The organism is Chloracidobacterium sp. (assembly GCA_016711345.1).
Classification (GTDB): Bacteria; Acidobacteriota; Blastocatellia; order Pyrinomonadales; family Pyrinomonadaceae; genus OLB17.
The window spans coordinates 2,090,655-2,111,713 of sequence record JADJTD010000001.1; the positions used below are offsets into that span (position 1 = coordinate 2,090,655).

The following is a 21,059-nucleotide window of genomic DNA, read 5'->3' on the forward strand; positions in this document are numbered from 1 at the left end:
CCTTAATTGTAAGGATCGCCTATATTTTGGTCAGGGCGCAGAACTAACTTCAAAGCGGCCTAAACATGAGTGATGGTGGAAGGCAAAACAAAATAAACTTAATTTTCCAAGGTCTAATCAGGCAGGGTCAGTGCATGAAAGCCATTCGCTTTTGAGCCACAGGGTCAATAAAAATCGCCAAAAACGTAAAAGCGTATCAATTATCGACGTGTGGTTGGATTGCGACGATCACAGATGAGTTGCCTGAAATATAAAGTGTCGTCATCTCCATAGTACCTGTATCGAACGAAAAGGTAAACATATTTTAACTCTTGATGATGGGAGAATTTGAAAACTTATTTGGCGGGAGATCTTTTTCCTGCCAGAGAGGTCGAAACAACAAAGAAATCCAAAGGACATTAATATCGTGATAAACGGTACTATCAAGCTGTCTGATGAGTCGCGGCCTGCTAAATGATGAACGAGCATATCAGCTAAGGACGACTAGCATATTTTTCGATGGCTTTTTGGGGTTCTAAGATGGCTTTTTTGGGGTGTTCCGATGGCTCTTTGGGGGACAAAAAATGGGTTTTTTTACACTTATCTGGTCTTATCCGGGTTTATTGACAACCAAAGTGCCACACCGCTGTTACAAACGGGTAGGCTTTGGCAAGTTTGAAGGTCACATTGCGGCGGATTTAGTTTCGAAACGCTGGATGACGATATCCGGTTTTTTCTTTGTTTTTCCGGGCTTTATGGCTATCGTTGCTTCGGGCAATGAAGCTGCCAAAAACTCCCTGATACTTACCTCGTTTTCTGTGCGGCAAAGTTCAGGTATGCTGTTTGTCATTTCCTGCACCAGCGAAGCGGGATAAGGGGCGATCCTGCTAACAAAAATCTTAGGATGCGCAGTCTTTTCAAGTTTTTCATCCTTTGATTCGAGGATCTCGGACAATTTTTCACCGGGTCGCATACCGGTAAATTTGATATGGATATCCACATTGGGCCTGAGGCCGGAAAGCTTGATCGTCTGCCGGGCAAGATCAAGTATCTTTACAGGTTCGCCCATGTCAAGGATCAAAATCTCGCCGCCTTTTCCAATGGCGCCGGCCTGCAGCACCAACTGTGTTGCCTCAGGTATGGTCATAAAGTAACGAGTCATATCCGGATGCGTGACTGTAACAGGGCCACCGCGTCTGATCTGTTCCCTGAAGGTCGGTATTACCGAACCGTTTGAGCCGATGACATTGCCAAATCGAACGGCCAGGAAACGAGTGTCATATTCACGATCGAGATCTTGGATAACAAGTTCGGCAACACGTTTTGTTGCACCCATTATCGACGTCGGTGAGACAGCTTTATCGGTCGAGATCAGGACAAAGGCATCTGCTGCGTATTGGCCCGCGAGATCGCCTACCACTTTTGTTCCAAGCACATTATTTTTTAGTGCTTCGGAAGAATTGGTTTCCATCAAAGGAACATGTTTGTGAGCGGCGGCATGGAAAACAACATTGGGCCGGAACTGGAAAAATACATTTTCCATTCGTTCGAGATCGCATATATCAGCGATAACGGCGGTGACATCAGCATCAGGGAACTTTTCCAAAATTTCCTGCTGGATCTGGAATAGAGCGTATTCAGAACGTTCGACAAGAACAAGCTGTTTTGTCTTGCTATTGACAAGCTGACGAACCAATTCCGAGCCGATCGAGCCTCCAGCACCGGTGACCATAGCAACCTTATTCTTTAGAAACTTATTGATGCTGTTATGGTCGAGTTCAACAGGCTCACGGCCGAGCAGATCTTCGACCTCAATGTCTCTGATTCGGCTGACCGTTACATTGCCCTGGAGAAGCTCGTATAGACCCGGAATCGTACGGACCTTGATCGGTATTTCCTGGCAAATTTTGAGGATCTTTTGAAATTGTTCGCGGCTGCCTTGAGCGATCGTGATAATTACATGGTCGGCACCCAGTTTTTTTACCAACTCGGGCAGATTATTGACGTTGCCTTTAACCTTGACGCCGTTTATGACAGCTCCGAGCTTTGCTTCGTCATCATCAACAAATGCTCTTACATCAATGTCGATGTCGCCGCGCCTTTTTATTTCGGCAAGAGTTAGTACGCCGGCCTGTCCTGCACCGACGAGAATGACCGGTTTCTTGAGTGATTTATCAGCCGTCATCCGGTTTGAGCGTTCATACATCTCTCGGCGGATCATTCGGACACCGAGAACGCCAATGAACGCCAAAACAGAATCGAGTATTGAGATCGAGATCGGCACGATAACCGTTGCAGGCAATACCAAATAAAGAGATCTGGCAGCGAACAACAGCATCAAAACACCGACGAGTGTTTTCGCGATCGTCGCAGCATCTCTGGTACTGGTATAACGCCAAATGAACCGATGGGCACCAAATACTCTAAGAGCAATGATCTGCAAAGTGACAACAAACGGGAGCTGCACAAGCAGATTTACCTGCTCTTCGTATGGGATCGAGAAGTCAAAACGCAAAAGATAGGCCAGAATGAAAGCGCCTAGGAGACAGGCTATCTCAACCGAGGATTGGAATACTCTAAATGTAAGGTTGTGTCTTTGAAGTCGGAGATTTTTTAGTCTTGCCGATTTCAAACTGTCTACTAATAACATCTCTTTTATTCGTTTTTTCATCCTGTTATTTCTATCCCTAGTGACACCTTAGGCCTCACGATCAGGACCTCGATAAAAAGATAGCCCGTCGGAATAAGGAATAACATTGAACGATACCTTTAATTTTAGGCCTGGGAGATACGGCGACACATCAGGGTGAACGATAGTTTTAATGGGCGTTCTGCGCGATTGCGCCACGATTGTTCTATATGCTATTCAGACTATCTTATATGGTATAAATGATTTTTGTCATAGGCGTTCTTATTTATGTGGCTCATGTTTGATATAGGAGAAATAGCTTATAGCATTACCTTTAAGTCCTAATCTCGCCTAATTGATCTGATTGGCTTCAGTCTTATTCAGGAATTCTGAACTATTTACACCTTTTATGCTGAAATGCATGTGACTTGATAAGCCAGAAAAACAGGAATTGTCTTGAGACGATGTTGTGAGACAATATGTTTTTAGTGTCGATATAGGCATTTGCTGTTCAAAATTATTAGATCGAAAGGTTTTTATCGTTAACCGTTTCATAATCATGACAAGTAATACCTCAAATCAACCATCAATTTCAGAAAAAACTGCTGATAAATCTGATACAAATGTCCCATTCTTTAAGCCGCACTTGACCGAAAAAGAGATCAACGATGTGGCTGAAACGCTTCGTTCCGGTTGGCTGACCAGTGGGCCGCAGGTGAAAGAGTTCGAACGCGAGTTTGCCGAAGCCGTCAAAGCCGACTTCGCCATAGCATTAAACTCCTGTACCGCAGCTCTTCATTTGGCCGTGGAAGCTCTCGGCCTTCAACCGGGCCAAGCGGTGCTCGTACCGGCAATGACCTTCGCAGCGACCGCTGAGATAGTTCTTTATAAGAACGCGATTCCGATCCTCGTTGACTGCGAACCGATTACGGGAAATATGGATCTCGCGGACGCCGAAGCTAAGCTCGCGAGATTAAAAAGCGGTGATCTGCCAGTTTCCACTGGCTTAGATATTGAGGCTGTTGGAATTATTCCGGTGCATGTCGGCGGATATATGCTAGATATTGCCAATGTCAGGGATTTTGCCGATAAGCACAAACTTTGGGTCGTGGAAGATGCTGCTCATGCTTTTCCCGCGGCTTGGCGAATGGGTGCAGACAGTGACTGGCAATTTTGCGGAGAAAATACTGCCGACGTCACCTGTTATTCATTCTACGCAAACAAAACGATGACGACCGGTGAAGGCGGCATGGCCGTTACAAATGATTCGGAACTTGCAGACCGTATGCGTCTGATGTCGCTCCACGGATTGTCGCATGATGCGTGGGGAAGATACTCCGGCGGTGCCTGGGATTATAGAATCGTTGCCCCTGGGTATAAATATAATCTGACCGACATCGCGGCGGCGCTCGGACGTGGCCAGCTTGCGAGGGCCGAAGAAATGAGACAGCAGCGTGAGTCGATCGCGGGATTTTATCTCGACTCTTTTGCCGGAGGCGAGATCGAACTTCCACCGGTCAGCGACGACCGACTGCATTCGTGGCATCTTTTTCCGATAAGGCTCAATCTCGAATCGCTTACGATAGATCGTGATCAGTTCATGGTCGAATTAAAGGAAAGAGGTGTTGGTTGTTCTGTTCACTGGCGTCCGCTTCAACTCCATCCGCTGTATGAAGGACTCGGATGGAGAGAAAGCGATCTACCGGTTTCTTCGGAAGTTTGGGAGCGATTGATAAGCCTGCCGATCTCTTCGTCGATGAGTATGGATCAGGCGATCAAGGTGGTTGATACCGTTAAGCAAATCTGTGCAGAGAATTCTAAAGGAGCGTAATGAAAAAAGCGCGGGCCGCTGGGCTTCCGAGAAGTGTTGAAATTGCCTTGGCCATAACGGGCCTGGTTGTTACAGCACCTCTATGGCTCTTAGCCGCCGTTCTTATAAAGCTCGACTCGCGCGGACCAATCCTATTTCGTCAGTCCAGAATGGGCCGCAATGGACAACCGTTCACACTATTAAAATTCCGCTCGATGTATGTGGCAAATGACGGCGCGCTTGTGACGGCTGCCGGCGATAACCGTATTTCAAAGATCGGACGCATCCTGCGACGCACCAAGATCGACGAACTTCCCGAGCTTTGGAACATCGTCAAAGGAGAAATGAGCATCGTCGGTCCGCGTCCTGAGGTGCCGGAATTAGTAGATCTAAAAAATCCGCTTTGGGATGAGATCCTTGAAACCAATCCTGGACTGACCGATCCGGTTACATTGCAACTTCGCAATGAAGAAGAATTGCTTGCTCAGGCGAGCGATCGGGAAGATTTTTACAAGAACATACTTCAGCCTTACAAACTTCGCGGCTACGTCCATTTTGTAAAAAACCGAACATGGAAAAAGGACGTGAGCATTATTTTCCGCACGATGAAGGCGATAGTTTTTCCGGGCACAGTAACCCAACCCACTGTCGAGGAAATGCGCTGGTCGCTGGCTGAATAATAGCTTTTCATTTACTATGAGTTTCCCAAGACGGTCAGGCATTCTCTTGCATCCAACATCTCTGCCGGGCGAGTTCGGTATTGGCGATCTTGGTCCTGAGGCATTTCGTTTTGTCGATCTTCTTGCTGAGACGGGACAGACTTATTGGCAGATACTTCCGCTTGGGCCGACAGGTTATGGCGATTCGCCCTATCAGAGTTTTTCCGCGTTTGCCGGGAATACGCTGTTGATCTCGCAAGAAAAATTGGCTAATGATGGATTGATCGGTAAAGAAGTCATCGCCGATCCACCGAAAATGCCGACGGATAAAGTCGATTTTGGCGCGGTTTATAAATGGAAATCTCAGATGCTGTCGTTGGCATATGAGGGCTTTCAATTTTCCGCAGATGCGGAACTTCGTGACGAGTTCGGAGTGTTTTGTCGGAAAAAACAATGGTGGCTCGATGATTATGCGCTCTATCGTTCAATAAAGAGTCATCAAGACCAAAAGCCGTGGTTTGAATGGTCGGATTCCTTGAAGCTTCGTGAAGAGCAATCTCTTGGCGCCGCTTCTGAACAATTTTACAAAGAGATTCAAGCCGAAAAGTTTTACCAGTTTCTTTTTTTCCGGCAATGGCAGGCAGTAAGAGAATACGCAAACAAGTGCGGCGTTAAGATCATCGGAGACATTCCAATTTTCGTCGCACTCGATTCGGCAGATGTGTGGTGCAATCAGGATAAGTTCAAACTCGATCCTAACGGCACGCCGACAGTTGTTTCAGGTGTTCCACCGGACTATTTTTCAAAGACGGGCCAACTTTGGGGCAATCCAATCTACAACTGGGATGCAATGCGCGATGACGGATTTGGATGGTGGATCGAGCGTTTCCGTTCGACGCTGGAGATGGTTGACATCGTTCGCATCGATCATTTTCGCGGATTCGCGTCTGCTTGGGAAGTTCCCGGCGGCGACAAGACCGCCGAAAACGGCCAATGGGTAAATGTACCAGGCAAGGAACTGTTTACCAGGCTAAAGTCTTCTTTGAATAAGCTTCCGGTAATTGCCGAGGATCTCGGTTTTGTCACTCCTGAGGTTGAAGCTCTACGCGATTCATTTGGCTTTCCCGGAATGCGAATATTGCAGTTTGCTTTTGGGGGTGACGCCAAAAATCTAGATTTACCGCACAACTACATCAGCAATTGTGTTGCATACACCGGAACCCACGACAACGATACGGTAGTTGGATGGTTCACTTCTCAATTGAATGCGGACTCAGATTCAGACGAAATGGCAGTGAGTCGTGTGCAGGAACATTGTCTGAAATATCTCAATTCGGACGGTGCTACAATTCACTGGGATTTTATTCGGGCAGTCTGGGCATCTGTTGCCGACACAGCGATGGCGCCGATGCAAGACATCCTCGGACTTGGAAATGAAGCGAGAATGAATCTTCCTGCCACTACAACAGGCAACTGGCAATGGTGTTTGGCCAAAGACTCGATTACTGCGGAGATCGCCTTAAAACTAAAGGAACTCACAGAGACGTACGGTAGAGCAGAAAACAAAACAGAAGAAAGAACCTAGATCGATTCCAGCGTCTTTTTGACATCATCGAATAGCTGTTCATCAAAACCGCCAAGAGCATTTCTTTCTTTCAATCGAATCAAGATATCTTTTGCGCGTTGGAGTGTTAATTTGGCTGAGGATGTCTGGGTTAGGCCTATCTGAATTTTGCCAACGCTTTTTAGAGATTGTGCAAGGTCACGCTGTGCCAGCGTATTTAACTCATCTTCAATGGCGATCCTTTCAAAAATTACGGCAGAGTTTTGATATTTCAATAGTGCATCAGTCAGGTCCCTGCGTTTTTGGCTCGTGTCACCCATCCTGACGTAGAGCTTGGCTAGGTCTCGCTGATAGATAACATTTTTTGGTTCTCTCTTGATTAATTCGTTGAATATTACTTCGGATCTCCGCAGGTTTGTGACTGCCTCAGGGAGTTTGCCAACATTAGTGAATGTAATTCCCATCCGGGAAAATGCGCGTGCCAAATTGTAGGTCGCCTGAGAATCCAGTTTATCGGCTTCGACGGCCTTCTCAGCCGTCGCCAATGCCATTCTTCCGAGATGGAGCGAAAGGTCGTTTTGGATGCCTTCGTAAATACTGCTTGCCAAATTGTAGGCTTGCAAAACGACCGATCTGATCTCCGAATCGTTTGGAAATTCAGAGCCTAGTTTTTCGGAAATTGAAAGAGCTTTTGCCATTTCGGTTTCCGCCGCGGCCTGTTGGTTGTCCCATGACAATGCATTGCCAAAATACGCATGAACTTTGACCATGAGCAGTCGCGATTTTCGCTGGTTCGGATCGATCCTTTCGAGTGCGTCCACCGCTTTTCGAAAGAGCGGGATCGCCTCTGCATATTGGTTATTTAGTGAATAGATCTGGGCATGTTCAGTTGCAGCTTCGATTGACGCGATGCGAAGATCGAAAGAATCAGGAGCTTGTGAAACGAGAGCCGAGAAAATGATCTCAGCTTGCTCCAAATCCCTAATTGAGCCTTTTACATCATTCTGCCTGTTGCGAATTGAACCCACGACCTTTAAATTTTGTGCCAGGCGTAAACGATTATCCGCCTCGGCTGGGAGAGATTGGCGGATCGCCTGTGCCTTTTCAAAACTCGAGACGGCGCCAACGAAATCGCTCAGATTCGGTTTGTCAATGTTACCTTGTAAGTCACCAACCTTTTCGTAGGCGGAAGCGAGTTCCGCCTTTAGCACGATGTCGGTTTGCGATTCGGCCGCGAGGCTATCCAAATATTCCAAAGCCTTTTGAACTAGCAATTCACGGGCCTCGATCGAACCTGGCAGTCTCTCGATCTTCGGCGAGATCTCAAAAAGCAAGGAATTAGAAAGCTGTCTCACATCCTGAAATCGCTTTTCGGCGCGATCTCTTTCCTTACGGGCACGATCAGCTTGCCACAACGAAAGGGCGAGTCCGGTCACGAGCGAAATGATTATCAGTGCGGCCGCGCCGACAGCTATTTTGTTTCTTTGAATAAATTTCCCGGCCAGGTAACGCGATGTATTAGGCCTCGCCGAGATAGGACGTCCGGCTAAATGCCGCCTGACGTCCTCGGAAAAATCTTCAACGGTCTTGAACCGGCGTTCGGGCTCCTTTCTAAGTGCGGTGAGAGCAATGTTATCCAGGTCGCCCTTCAACTGCGGATCATGGATCACGGATCGCGGATTTGCGGAGGGCAGCGGCGGCGCTGACTGTGTTGCCGTTCTGAGAATTTCCTCATAACTTTTGTTCTCAAAATTAAAAGGTTTGGTCCCGGTTAACAACTCATAAAAAACAACGCCTAGCGAGTATATGTCGCTTGCGGTCGTAATTTTTTGCCCTTGTATCTGTTCCGGTGATGCATAGGCAGGTGTAAAAGCACGCAAAGCGGTTTGTGTTTTTGAGTTGTCGATTTCGAAGGCCTTTGCTAAACCAAAATCTAACAGCTTCGGCTCGCCTTCGCGTGTTACGAGAATATTCGAGGGCTTAATGTCACGATGAACAACCAAATTCCTATGAGCATAAGAGACCGCCGAACATATCTTCAAAAAAAGCCTGAGTTTTTCTTTGATCGACAGATCATTTTTATCCGCATAGTCTGTGAGAGTTTCGCCATCGACATATTCCATTGCCAAAAAAGGCTCGCCTTTTTCGCTGACGCCGCCGTCATGTAAGACAGCAATATTTGGATGATTTAAATTCGCGAGAATCTGACGCTCACGTTTGAACCGGGCAATGATCTCACGATCGGCGACGGACTGACGTACGATCTTAAGAGCGACCTGCATCGAAAATTCACCGTCGTCACGTGTCGCCAAAAAAACGGTTCCCATGCCGCCGCTACCGATCTCGCGCAAAATCTTGTAATTTCCAAAATGCTGCTGAGTGTAATCGTATTCCTTCGCGCCGACCCTTGAAGCGAGATCAATGGCGTTTGTTTCGATCAGATTTTCGGTTTCGACGGAGGCAGAAAGTAGAGAGGAGACCTCGTGAAAAAGATCTTCACGGCCATTACATTTTTCTTTGAGAAATTCCAGACGTTGGACTGCCGGCAGTTCCAGAGTCTCTGCAAAAATATTCTTTACCTGCTGCCAATCTGAATTTTTCATTGGCTGATCTGACTATCGATATGCTTGCAATATTTTCACATAAATAATGGTAAAACACCTAAAAAACCAAAATAATTGCATAGCCGCAAAGTAATTGTGAGCGCTTTCGAAAGGAGATATCGCCTTATATGGGTGAAGACTAATTTTATTATTGTTCAAGGGGTAAACATATGCAGAAATCAGTATTCCGATCGATCTCGACGATCCTTTCTTTAATTATTATGATCTCGCTCAGCGTCGAAGTTCCGGCGGCAAGCGCCGTTGACAACAGTTTTGGTGCTGCAGGAAAACTTGTAATAGTCGGTGCAGTCAATCCTAACGGCTTGAGTCAGGCGAATGCGATAACGCAGGATGCAGCAACTGGAAAGATCGTCACAGCCGGAGCGGGACAGGTCGCGACAAGTTCGGCTTACGGCTTTTCGGTCTCGCGTTTTTCATCGACTGGCGAACTGGACACAACATTCGGCCCAACCGGAACGTCAGTTGTCATCTTTTCAAGCGGCAGTGTTGCTCAGGATTCTCAGGCGACCGGCGTTGCAATTCAGCCAACCACTGGCAAGATTATTGCGATAGGTAACATTTTGACCTCGTCGGCGTATTTCTCGGGTATCACACGGTTAAACGACAACGGTACACTCGACACCAATTTTGGCACTAGTGGTTCACTTATCACTCAGTTCAACAGCACGACCTCGTTCGTGCAGGACATTTGGATGCTTGCGGATGGCTCAATGTACGTCGCAGGAGGCCTGGGAACCGGCTCGGGACGAAACTTCTTTCTGGCTAAGGTGACTGCAAACGGAGCTCTCGACACGACCTTCGGAACGGGCGGAGTCGTCACGACCGATTTCAACAGCGGCACGGACAATGCATTTTCGATAGCGGTTCATCCAACAACCGGCTCGATAACACTTGGCGGCAGTTCTGGTAACGCGTGTGCTCTCGCCCGTTACCTGAGCAATGGAAATCTTGATACTTCATTTGCCGGCACCGGCAAGATATTCAATGACGTTTCTACAAACCCGGACTATTTGCGAAAAGTGATGGTAGATGCGGCTGGTGCCGTGATTGGGATTGGTGTCAGATCCCCGACCGGATTTGAGCGTCATTTGCTGTTGAAATACACAGCGGCCGGTGTCCTCGATCCGACATTCGGAACGAGTGGCGTGGCAGGCGGCTATTTTGGAAACAGTCAGGAATTAATTCAAGATGCAACACTTGTTGCGGGCGGAAAGATCGTAACAACGGGTTATTGGGCAGGAACGATAAATACACGCGCTGGGATCGCTCGCTACAACGCAGATGGCTCTGTCGATAAATCATTTGGTTGTAACGGTAGCCTTATATCGACATACGGTCCCGGAACATCAGCCTATGGATTTGCGATCACGGCAACATCCGGGGGGGGCTTTATGGTTGCCGGAAAAGGCACTAACGCATCAATCAGTCAGGAAAGCACAGCGGTAGCGGCCTTCATTAATCCGACTTCGCCATCGCAATGTGCAGTTGCTGACTTTGACCATGACGGCATTTCCGATTTTTCCGTAGTTCGGCCTGATGCCGACGGCAACGGACGCATGGGCTTGTTTCGTTCGATGAGTACAGGTGCGATCAACCCGCAATTTTCAAATTTTGTATCGTACCGACAATGGGGATTGTCCACGGACAAAGCGGTGCCGGCTGATTACGACGGCGACGCAAGACCAGATGATGCGATCTATCGTGCAGGAACCTGGTGGATATTCCAGTCGTCCGCAAGCAGTACTCGCTCCGTGACTTTTGGCCTGGCAGATGATATTCCCGTGCCGGCAGATTTTGACGGTGATGGAACTGCGGACATCAGCATCTTTCGTCCGTCGGACGGCACTTGGTGGAGGCAGAACAGCTCAAATCAACAGGTAATTGCAGTGCGTTGGGGCCAAAGCGGTGACGTTCCACTGATTGGTGATTTTGACGGAGATTACAAGGCAGATCAGGCAGTCTTCCGACCATCCAACGGTGCTTGGTACATACTTCAGAGTTCTAACGGTTTGGCACGAGGCGATGCTTTTGGCCAGAACGGCGACATTCCTTTGAGCGGTGATTTTAACGGTGATGGAAAGTCAGATCTCGCTGTGTACCGTCCGTCCGCATCATCATGGTACATTGCAAAACCAACCGGTGTGCCGGCACAGAATTTCAACGCAACGCAGTTTGGCATATCGACCGATGTGCCGGTACCGGCAGACTACGACGGCGACGGAAAAACGGACATTGCAATCTATCGAAATGGAGTTTGGTGGATATTAAAAAGCTCAAACGGCCAAGCGTATGCCGTCAACTATGGACTATCGACCGATAAGCCAGTTCCATCCATTTACATGCCGTAATATGTTTTAGGGATTCTTTCGTGTAGGAGCCGGATTATTCAGTCCGGTTCTTTTTTTATTTCGTTGATTCCTTGCCGAGTTCGCGTTGAAACCACGCTTTTGCAAAAGTCCATTCGCGCCTGACCGTAGATTCGCCGATCTTCAAAATATATGCAGTTTCCTCGATCGAAAGTCCGCCAAAAAATCTAAGCTCGACGATCTTTGCCTGTCGCGGATCTAGTTGTTCGAGACTTTGCAGTGCCTCATCGAGGGCAAGCAGGTCGATCGGACGGCGATTAGGCAAACTGATGGCCTCGTCAAGGACAAGTTTGTGGCCGCTTCTTTTTTGTGTTTTTCGAGCACGGGCATGATCGATCAAAACCTTCCGCATCACCTCTGCCGCAACTGAAAAAAACTGAGCTCGATTCTGCCACGAAACATTTTTCCAATCCACGAGCCGCATATAGGCTTCGTGAACGAGGGCCGTCGCTTGTAACGTGTGATCGCTGCGCTCATTGTGCATATACGCACCCGCCAGACTGCGAAGGTCGTCGTAAACGAGCTCCAGCAACTTATCGGGCGACGCTTCGTCGCCGGCGCTCATCTCGTTCAGAAGTTTTGTTATCTCAATATCCGCTTTCATTTCACTAATCCTGAATAACAGCCAATTATACTTACTATCCCGTAAAAAAATAGGTTTTTTTTGACCATTGGTGAGCGTTTCCGGCAAATATTCTCGCCCTACTAAGTAAAGAGATTGATTTGCGAGGTAACGTCATGCGAAAAATCACGGGTTTAATTATCGTCATAGCTTTCTTGGGTTTGGTAAAAGTCGTTTATCCAAATGTGTCATTTGGATTGATGGAATTTATCACCGGCATTCAACGGGCTTCATTGGCAGTCGAAAACGCTCCTTTATTGCCTAGGGTCGCTGACAAAGACAAGCCCGGTTATCCGCATGTAAATTACGATGATCCTCTGCTCTCATTGCCTGCAGATGCAAAATCTGTATACTCTCCGGCAGTTGCCGGCGTGACTGCTGATTTTGACTTTGATGGGGTGCAAGACCTTGTCTCGGTTGATACAAGCGGCAAGATCACTTTTTATAAGGGCAACGCCGATACGATCTATCCAAATTCTCCTGAGGCAAAGCTTCGTCGTGCCGAAAGCGGGGAAGCAACGGCATTTTCGAAAGCTGTGCCGGACCGGTCCCTGCCAATCTCACCTGATTTCATTTCGGCTGGCGATTTTAATGCAGACGGCAAGGCGGACATTTTGGCCGCGGCTAGGGGAACAAACATCATATATTGCGCTGCTGGCGATGGAAACGGCAGATTTTTAGCTCCGAGTGCAATTACCGTTGATGGGCAGATCACGGCACTTGAGACGGGCGAAATAGGCCGGCCGGATCAGCAAGCCGACATCGCTGTCGCCTATGTGGGCAAGGGCAGTTCTTTTGTCGCGGTATACGAACATCCTGAAGGAGCATTTGCGCGAAAGCCCGAGAAATTCGCTTTGCCGACAGCCGCAAGATCGCTTGCGATCGGCAATCTTGATAAAGACCCTTATGGTGATGTGGCAGCAGCTGGAGGCTCATCATTGACCTTGATACACGGTCGGGGACAGGCGTACCCGCTTGATCTGAAGGCCGACCTCGACATAGAGCGCCCCTCTGCTTTTTTGCAATCAAAGCAAATGCCGTTCTCGATCGTCGATCTTGCGATTGGGCGTTTCGGCAAGGAACGCGGCGAGAGCATAGCCCTGCTTTCGTCAGACGGCAGGATCAGTTTGCTTGAACCGCGGAGAAGTGACGTCGCAGTTACCACAAATAAACTCACGCGCGATGAGATTCGACAAACCGGAGCAACTAGCATGCGGCCTGTTGATGCCGACATTGGAAACTATGGCATGATCAAAAACGATCTGCCAAAGACCGAAGCAGAAGCCGACGAGCGAGGCCAGCTCATGGCCGATGCGTCTGCGATAAAAGAAGATCGGGAAAAAGTGTTTAACGACAAGTTTGCGGCTCTGCAAAAAGAATCGGCAAAGCTCACTCCAGCCGAACGGGCAAAAAAATTGAGCGACGATATTCAAAAAACACTTGACACGAACGCCCGACGAAAGGTCGCGTTTGAAGCAACCTTAGCACCAAAGCCTGTGCCGTTTTCTAAATTCCGGATAGAAACTGTTGCTGCCGATCCGGCTATAGCAGCGGCTGTTTCGAACGGTCGGCCGAATCAACTCATAAAAGGCAGATTCTCCGATTCCGGTCTGGATGATCTCGCGATTATTGATGCCGTCACAAACAACATTCATATCGTTGGAAAATGGAACAGTTCTCAACAAATGGGCAGAGCAAACACGGTTTCGATCAGCGCCGGTGCAGGCTCAAGCGCTATTGTGCCAATGCGTCTTAACGCAGACGCGTTGAGCGATATTGTTGTGCTTGGCAGCTCACCGATTGTGATGATGTCGCTGCCCGCGGCCACGTTTACTGTTAACTCGACCGATGCCGACAGCGGAGGTGATTGCGTGACGCCAAATCAGGTTTGTACGCTTCGCAGAGCGCTCTTTCTGGCCAATACAAACATCGGCGGTACTAACCTCATCGTATTCGATATTCCAGGCTCAGGTGTACAGACATTACATCCGTCATCAAATTTTACCGACATCAATAAGCAGACAACGATCGACGGCACGACGCAGCCGGGGTTTGCCGGCTCTCCGCTCATCGAAATCTCCGGTGATCTGATGGCCGGCGGCCACGAAGGACTAAAGATCAAAGCATCGAATTCGCTCGTGCGCGGCCTGGCGATCAATCAAATCCCGAGCTATTACGACGACGATAGCGGCTCACAGATCGGCGGGAGCGGGATTACGGTGTTAAGCACATCTAGTTTTCCTAATGTTGGAAATGTGATCATCGAAGGCAATTTTCTCGGAACCGATCCGACCGGCGAAATTAAGAAAGGCAACGATGCAAACGGCGTTCATATTTTTGACGCCGACAACAACACTATCGGCGGAACGACCGCGCAAGCAAGAAATATTCTATCGGGTAACGGGAATCCCGACGAAAACAAGCAGGGTGTCGGACTCGCGATAACCGGCGGCAATAACAATTTTATTTATGGTAATTACATAGGAACTAATTCGCTTGGCAATATCAAAGTCGGCAACTCGTACGGCGTTTTCTTTACCGGTATTAATAATCGTTTTGGTGGCGATGGATTTGGCGAGGGCAACGTTGTTTCAGGCAACGGTGGACCTGAAAATACCTTTGGCCAATGTCAGGGCGGAGGCATATACATGTTCGGCCTGATCTCACTGGAAGACGGCAGCCTTCAAACTGATTCTAATGTTTTAAAGGGTAATAAGATCGGCACGACCGCGAACGGCGTCGGTCCTCTTGGAAATTGTGGCGTCGGGGTTAGCTCACCTGCCGATGTTAATACGACCATCGGTTCCATCGCCCATAACGGTCGCAATGTTATTTCGGATAACGGTTGGGATGCTCTGTATTGCGGATATGCCAGCCAAAGTACGTTCGGACTCAGCGGTGCCTGCTACATAATCGGAAACAATATTGGAACAGATATCACCGGCACGACCGCGATGCGGAACGACCAAAGGAATAATAGCTGCGTCGGATTTTGTCTGATAACCGACACGGTTTGGACTACGCCGAGTGATCTTGCTTTCGTTATTGTTGGATCGCCGGGCGGAACCTCGCCCAGTGGTGACTGCACTGGGATGTGCAACCTTATATCCGGAAACAACGATCCGGGCGGTTTTGGCGGTGGCGGTCTTTATCGCTCGGGTTATGGCTTTGTGTTTGCGGTAAACAATTATCTCGGCGTAAACCGTTCGGGAACAGCCGCATTGCCAAATCGACAAGGATTCAATTCATACTACGGTAGTTATGTTTTCGGAGCCGAACTAAGTGACGGCAACGGAGGCACGGTTGACGGTGGCAATATCGCATCGGGTAACGACCAGTCCGGCGCCTCTACAACGCACATCGCGGGCGGTGGAACTTTTGAGATCCGAGGCAATATAGTGGGTTTGTCATCCGATGGAAATACTTCGATTGGGAATGGGGTTGGCGGGACCGTCTCCTGCGGCGTTTGCTCCCGTTCGTTTGGAGGAACTTCGGCTGCGATCGGCGGCACCGGCAACTTGCAGCGTAATTACATCGCGGCTGAGACAAGTGATCCATATTACAACGGGACACGAGGCACAGGCCTTAGTATATCAACCTTCGCCGGGGCTTCGGTGACCGTCTTCAATAATTTCATCGGCCTTAACAAGTCTGGAAATCTTGCAGGTAATTCCGGTCATGGTATAGAAGCTTCTGGCGACGGACGGACCACGATCGGCGGATATAACCCGGGCGAAATGAACTTCATCATCGGCAATGGCCGTGGAGGAGTTGTCGTTTCACAATTTACTCATCCGCAGACCGGCATATCGCCTGCAAGAAATGTAACGATAAGCAAAAACGCCATCGCTATCAACGGCGGACTCGGCATCGATCTCGTCAACGCAACTTTGTCTGATCCTTATCCGTCCGGCGTAACAACGAATGATTGCTTCGACGTAGACGACGGAGCCAACGGATATCAGAATTTTCCCGAGTTGTTTGAGGCGGTGATCAACGGCAACGGAACAGTGTCAATTCCTACGACTTTAAGGAGCGTTCCCGCGAGCCAATTTACGATCGACTACTATCAGAGTCCCGCAGCCGATCCATCGACTTACGGCGAAGGGTCAAATTATATAGGCTCGGTAAATGTGCAAACCGACGGCAATGGCTTTGCGGGCTTTACATTCGTGTCAGCGAATCCGGTCATACCGACACAACTGGCGTTTACCGCAACCGCAACCGACTTATTTGGAAACACCTCAGAGTTCTCGTGTGCTGCAGGTGTTTGCACGACCGGAACTTTTCAACAGGCGTTGGAAAGTCCTGAGGTTACTTGTATCGAGCCGATCGTCGTAACAATCGACAGCGATGAAAGCGATCCTAATACGGCGGACGGCTTTTGTGATGTTGATACAAGTAACACAGGGCTGCAGTGTTCGCTTCGAGCAGCGATACAGGAAGCGAATGCACGCAATGGATTTGACGTAATCAACTTCGACATTCCGGGCGGCGGCGTTCGTACCATACAGCCGATGACGGCTCTCCCTACAATTACCGAACGCGTGATGGTAAACGGTACATCTCAGCCGGGCTATTTGGATTCTCCGCTAATTGAAATCAGGGACGGGAACAACTCCGGAAACGGCATTGCTATCCAAACCAATAATGTGACGATTAATGGCCTTGCCATACATCGTTTTGTTGGAGCGGACATTTTAATTCAGGGTAGCGACAACGTGGTGGAATCTTGTTTTCTCGGAATATTTCCGGACGGGATGACTGCAGACAATACCAGACAAGCAATCAGCGCAATTGCAATTTCGGGAAGCTCCTCGCAAAGGAACCGGATCGGCGGAGCCGTATCGGAAAATGGAAACGTGATCGGAAACAGCGAGGCCGGTATTTTTCTTCAGGGCGGGGCGAACGCAAATACGGTGATCAATAACAAGATCGGAACCAACAAGATCGGAACTGGCTCTTTGCCGAATGGCATTGGAATCGCAATCGCCGCATCTAATGGCAACACGATCGGTGGCATTCTCGATGAGGACACAAACCTGATCTCGGGAAACACAACCGCCGGAATCGACATAACCGCGGGATCAAACACCAATCGCATCGAAGGGAATATGATCGGAACCGACACAACCGGCAATGCCCCACTGAAAAATGGATTTGCGGGACTAGTAATTCTAAGCTCTGCCGCGAACAATACTATCGGTGGGTCGAACGACCGACGAAATATCATCTCCGGCAATGCCCCGAACAACGGCATCGTCATTGGGAACGGAGCCGGCCAAAATACGATATCCGGCAATTATATTGGAATAAATAAAGCCGGAACAGCCGCCTTGCCGAATAAATGGGGAGTGGCATTACTTGACACAAGTAACGCAGTTGGAAGCTCTACAGGGCCGCCGAATATCGTTTCAGGTAATGAATTAGGCGTTGTTCTTTCAGGAGAGAGCGCACCCTTAAGCAGTGCAAATGTTATTAACAACCGGATCGGAACCGATCCATCCGGCAACAATGCAATCCCTAACAGGCAAGGCGTCGTTCTCCTAGAAAATGTTACAAATGCGTCAATTTCACAGAACCTTATCTCCGGAAACACAGAGCAGGGAATCCTAACCGGCGGCATCACCGTAGGGCCGTCAAACGTTTCGATTTCCGATAACAAGATCGGCACAAAGCAAAACGGCACCGATCCTTTGCCAAATAGGGACGGGGTCATTCTTTTCTCAGGCACAAACAACTCCACTGTATCCGGGAACACAATTTCAGGAAATACCTATAGTGGTTTGCAGTTGGGGGGCGGCGGCGTTGGTTCGCAGCTGGCACTGGATTTGGCTCACATCCTCGGCAGGGAAGAGCTGACCAAAACCCTGCCCATCGAGAATAATACGGTCACCGGAAACCGTATAGGGACAACCAGCAGCGGATCCTTTGGGTTGGGAAATGGAAAAACGGGTGTCTTTCTTGCTGTCGATGCATTCAATAACCAGATAGGCGGCAAGCGAAGCGCTTTTGAAGGCAACGTTATCTCTGGCAATGATCAAACTCCAGGTATCGGCATCGCTATCGGCACCCTTATCTTCGGTGGCGACTTCGATGTAGAAGACCATCCGACCGGCAATAAGATACAGGGCAACCGGATCGGAATTAAATCATCCGGTTATGCTGCGGTGTCAAACAATATCGGCATCAAGATCAAACTTGGCAATAACAACCTGATCGGCGGTGACACCAAGAACTGTATTCCGGATAATGGTTGCGAAATAGATGATTACGCAAACATCATCGGCGGCAATACGCAGCAAGGCATCTGGCTGGAGGGTGCGTTCGCAGCCAATAATTCCATCGTTTCTAATTACATCGGCGTCGCACCCGATGGAACGGCAATTGGCAACGGAGCCGACGGGATATTTGTCAACCAAGCGTTGAACACGACCATACTTAACAACACGATTGGCAATAGCGGAGCGAATGGCATTCTTGTTGACGGAAATGCTCCTGCGTTCAACGAGATCGGTCAGCAGCCGGTCAAGCGCGAGCTTGGTACGCCTCTGACACGGATCAGCGGTAATACTATAGGCATCTTCAAAGGGCTCGGGTTCGAATTTCCAGTAGAGGCTCCAAATGTTCTCGCCGGAGTTGCACTTTCGAACGTCCAAAATGTTCTTGTGGGCACCTTTCAACCGGGGGAACCTAAGAATATTATCAGCGGCAATAACGGACCGGGCGTGTTGATCGAAGGGCCAAATTCTTACTCGAATCAGATCAACAATGCGATCATCGGCACCGACAGCGCAGGCACGCTCGGCATCGGCAACGGCGGCGACGGAGTAAAGATCGTGAACTCATCCAATAATATTATCGGTCAAGGCTCGGGCGGAATAACGATCGGGGGCAACGTCGGGAACGGCGTGATGTTAGAGGGACTCGGCGTTCAGTACAACAGCCTTTTAAGCGCCGACATAGGCGTCATAAACCATATCGGAGCCGCGTATCTCCGCGTTGCCAACGGCCAGAACGGCGTCGCGATCATCAACGCGCCGAACAACACGATCGGCGGCGCCAATTTAACCTTGGGCAACAAAATTTCAGGTAATACGCGCAGCGGCATTTTTGTCAGTGGCCAAGGGTCGGTCGGCAACTTTATCAGGCGCAATCTCGTCGGCAATAGCCCTGTCGGCAGCGCATTCGGCAATACGTTGCATGGAATTCACCTGGCCGGCGGCGCGAGCAACAATATCGTTGGAGGCGACGATCCGGACGCAGGCAACACGATCGGCGGAAATGGCGGAAGCGGCATCTTTGTCGAAGACGGTGAACCCGCTCCCCGAACCGAAGGCACGCAATCAACCCAAAACAACCGCTTCACCCGTAACATTATTTTCGGCAATGCCGGCCTCGGGATCGATATTTTTCCGGTGGGCGTAAATCCAAATGACGGCGGTGACGGAGATAGCGGGCCTAATCGCGGCCAGAATTATCCTGAGATAGACAATTTTTCAATCGACGGCAACGGCGACCTGATAGTTTTTTATCTCGTGGATACCGATCCGTCAAACGCAAACTACGGCGCTAACGGAATCAAGATTGAGTTCTTTATATCGGACGCCACTGGCCAAGGCAGGCTCCCGATCACATCGAGTGAGTTCTGGGCAATTAGCGACTACAATAACGGCGGTTTTAAACAGATAAATCTCGGTAACGCTGCACAGTTAGGATTTCAGCTCGGCGATTCGCTAACGGCCGCCGCGACCGATGCAGACGGCAATACATCGGAGTTTGTGGCGAGCGGATTTGTTCCGACGCCAACTCCGTCGTCCACGCCGACTCCTGAGCCTGTGATAAACGGGACGATAACGTATGGCAACGCCATCGACGCTCCGGCAGTGCGTTTTGTTTCAAACGCTCTTGTCCACGCGGCGGGCACGACGATCTCGATGACTACAGCAACAGGCGGTAATGGAGAATATTCTCTCAGCGGCTTTGATTCCGGCGCATACACGATCACGCCGTCAAAGGCCGGCGGCCAGAATAACGCGATAACCTCATTTGACGCGGCACTGATCTCGCAACATATGGTTGGGCCTCCGTTCCCTCAACTGACCGGGAACCAATTGAGCGTCGCAGATGTTAGTGGAAACGGTAATATTTCTTCATTCGATGCGGCGCACATCGCACACTATGTAGTTGCAAGTCCGCCAATAGGAGCGACCGGAAACTGGAAATTTGATCCACTAAGTAATTTCCACGTTGCGGTCAATAGTAGCATTGTCGGTGAGGACTACACGGCGTTCCTAATGGGCGAGGTTTCCGGAAACTGGCTCGACGGAGGGGCTCGTCCGGCCAAGGAATCGGATGGAAGCATCACTGTGAGAGCACAGCAGATGATTGCATCTGCTAAAAACGAAGTCGTGATACCGATCCGGGTTGAGGGAGCCGCTAACAAAGGGATCATCGCCTATGAATTCGATCTCAGATATGATCCTTTCGTGATAAGGCCGCAGACGGTTCCGGTCGATGTTGCGGAAACGGTCAGCAGCGGCCTTATCGCAGTGTCTAACTCCGAAACGCCGGGCTTACTAAGAGTCGCTGTTTACGGCCCAACGCCGATCACCGGAAACGGCCTTCTTTTGAATCTCAGATTCACAGCAGTCGGAACCACAGGCTCGGTGTCGCAGCTTGTTTGGGAACGGCTGATATTCAACGAAAATATCAGGCCTGTTTCGGCCAGTGGACGCATTGAATTGAAAGCGATACCTTAGTAAGACCCTTGCTAAATGCTGTTTCGTATTTCAGAATCGAAATG

At 49.2% G+C, this 21,059-nt stretch carries 8 protein-coding genes; 5 read left to right on the forward strand and 3 right to left on the reverse strand.

Annotation, left to right across the window (positions count from 1 at the left end; translation table 11 throughout):
• Positions 1–661: 661 nt before the first annotated feature.
• Entirely contained in the window at positions 662–2,650 is a 1,989-nt protein-coding gene (locus tag IPL32_08705) for a polysaccharide biosynthesis protein (GenBank protein MBK8465897.1), read from the reverse strand.
• 517 nt (positions 2,651–3,167) lie between these two features.
• Between IPL32_08705 and IPL32_08710 the strand changes: the two genes are divergently transcribed.
• Genes IPL32_08710 through malQ form a run of 3 tightly spaced genes read left to right on the forward strand, consistent with a single transcriptional unit; the run spans position 3,168 to position 6,662 of the window.
• The gene (locus IPL32_08710; GenBank protein MBK8465898.1) at positions 3,168–4,439 is read left to right on the forward strand and encodes a DegT/DnrJ/EryC1/StrS aminotransferase family protein; all 1,272 of its coding nucleotides are present in this window, start codon (positions 3,168–3,170) and stop codon (positions 4,437–4,439) included.
• Positions 4,439–5,098: a sugar transferase gene (locus tag IPL32_08715; protein ID MBK8465899.1), complete on the forward strand. Its 660-nt coding sequence runs from the start codon at positions 4,439–4,441 to the stop codon at positions 5,096–5,098. Before IPL32_08710 ends, IPL32_08715 begins: the two co-directional genes overlap by 1 nt.
• A 16-nt stretch (positions 5,099–5,114) precedes the next feature.
• Positions 5,115–6,662: a 4-alpha-glucanotransferase gene (gene malQ, locus IPL32_08720; GenBank protein MBK8465900.1), complete on the forward strand. Its 1,548-nt coding sequence runs from the start codon at positions 5,115–5,117 to the stop codon at positions 6,660–6,662.
• Here the strand turns inward: malQ and IPL32_08725 are convergent.
• On the reverse strand, positions 6,659–9,244 hold the full coding sequence (locus IPL32_08725) for a protein kinase (GenBank protein ID MBK8465901.1): 2,586 nt from the start codon (positions 9,242–9,244) through the stop codon (positions 6,659–6,661). The genes malQ and IPL32_08725 overlap by 4 nt on opposite strands.
• 170 nt (positions 9,245–9,414) lie before the next feature.
• Here IPL32_08725 and IPL32_08730 point away from each other — a divergent pair, with 170 nt between their 5' ends.
• Entirely contained in the window at positions 9,415–11,613 is a 2,199-nt protein-coding gene (locus IPL32_08730; protein MBK8465902.1) for a VCBS repeat-containing protein, read from the forward strand.
• A gap of 55 nt (positions 11,614–11,668) precedes the next feature.
• On the opposite strand, the gene IPL32_08735 is transcribed toward IPL32_08730, so the two are convergent.
• On the reverse strand, positions 11,669–12,235 hold the full coding sequence (locus tag IPL32_08735) for a sigma-70 family RNA polymerase sigma factor (protein ID MBK8465903.1): 567 nt from the start codon (positions 12,233–12,235) through the stop codon (positions 11,669–11,671).
• A gap of 134 nt (positions 12,236–12,369) precedes the next feature.
• On the opposite strand from IPL32_08735, the gene IPL32_08740 reads away from it, so the two are divergent.
• On the forward strand, positions 12,370–21,015 hold the full coding sequence (locus IPL32_08740) for a hypothetical protein (protein ID MBK8465904.1): 8,646 nt from the start codon (positions 12,370–12,372) through the stop codon (positions 21,013–21,015).
• Positions 21,016–21,059: the final 44 nt, after the last annotated feature.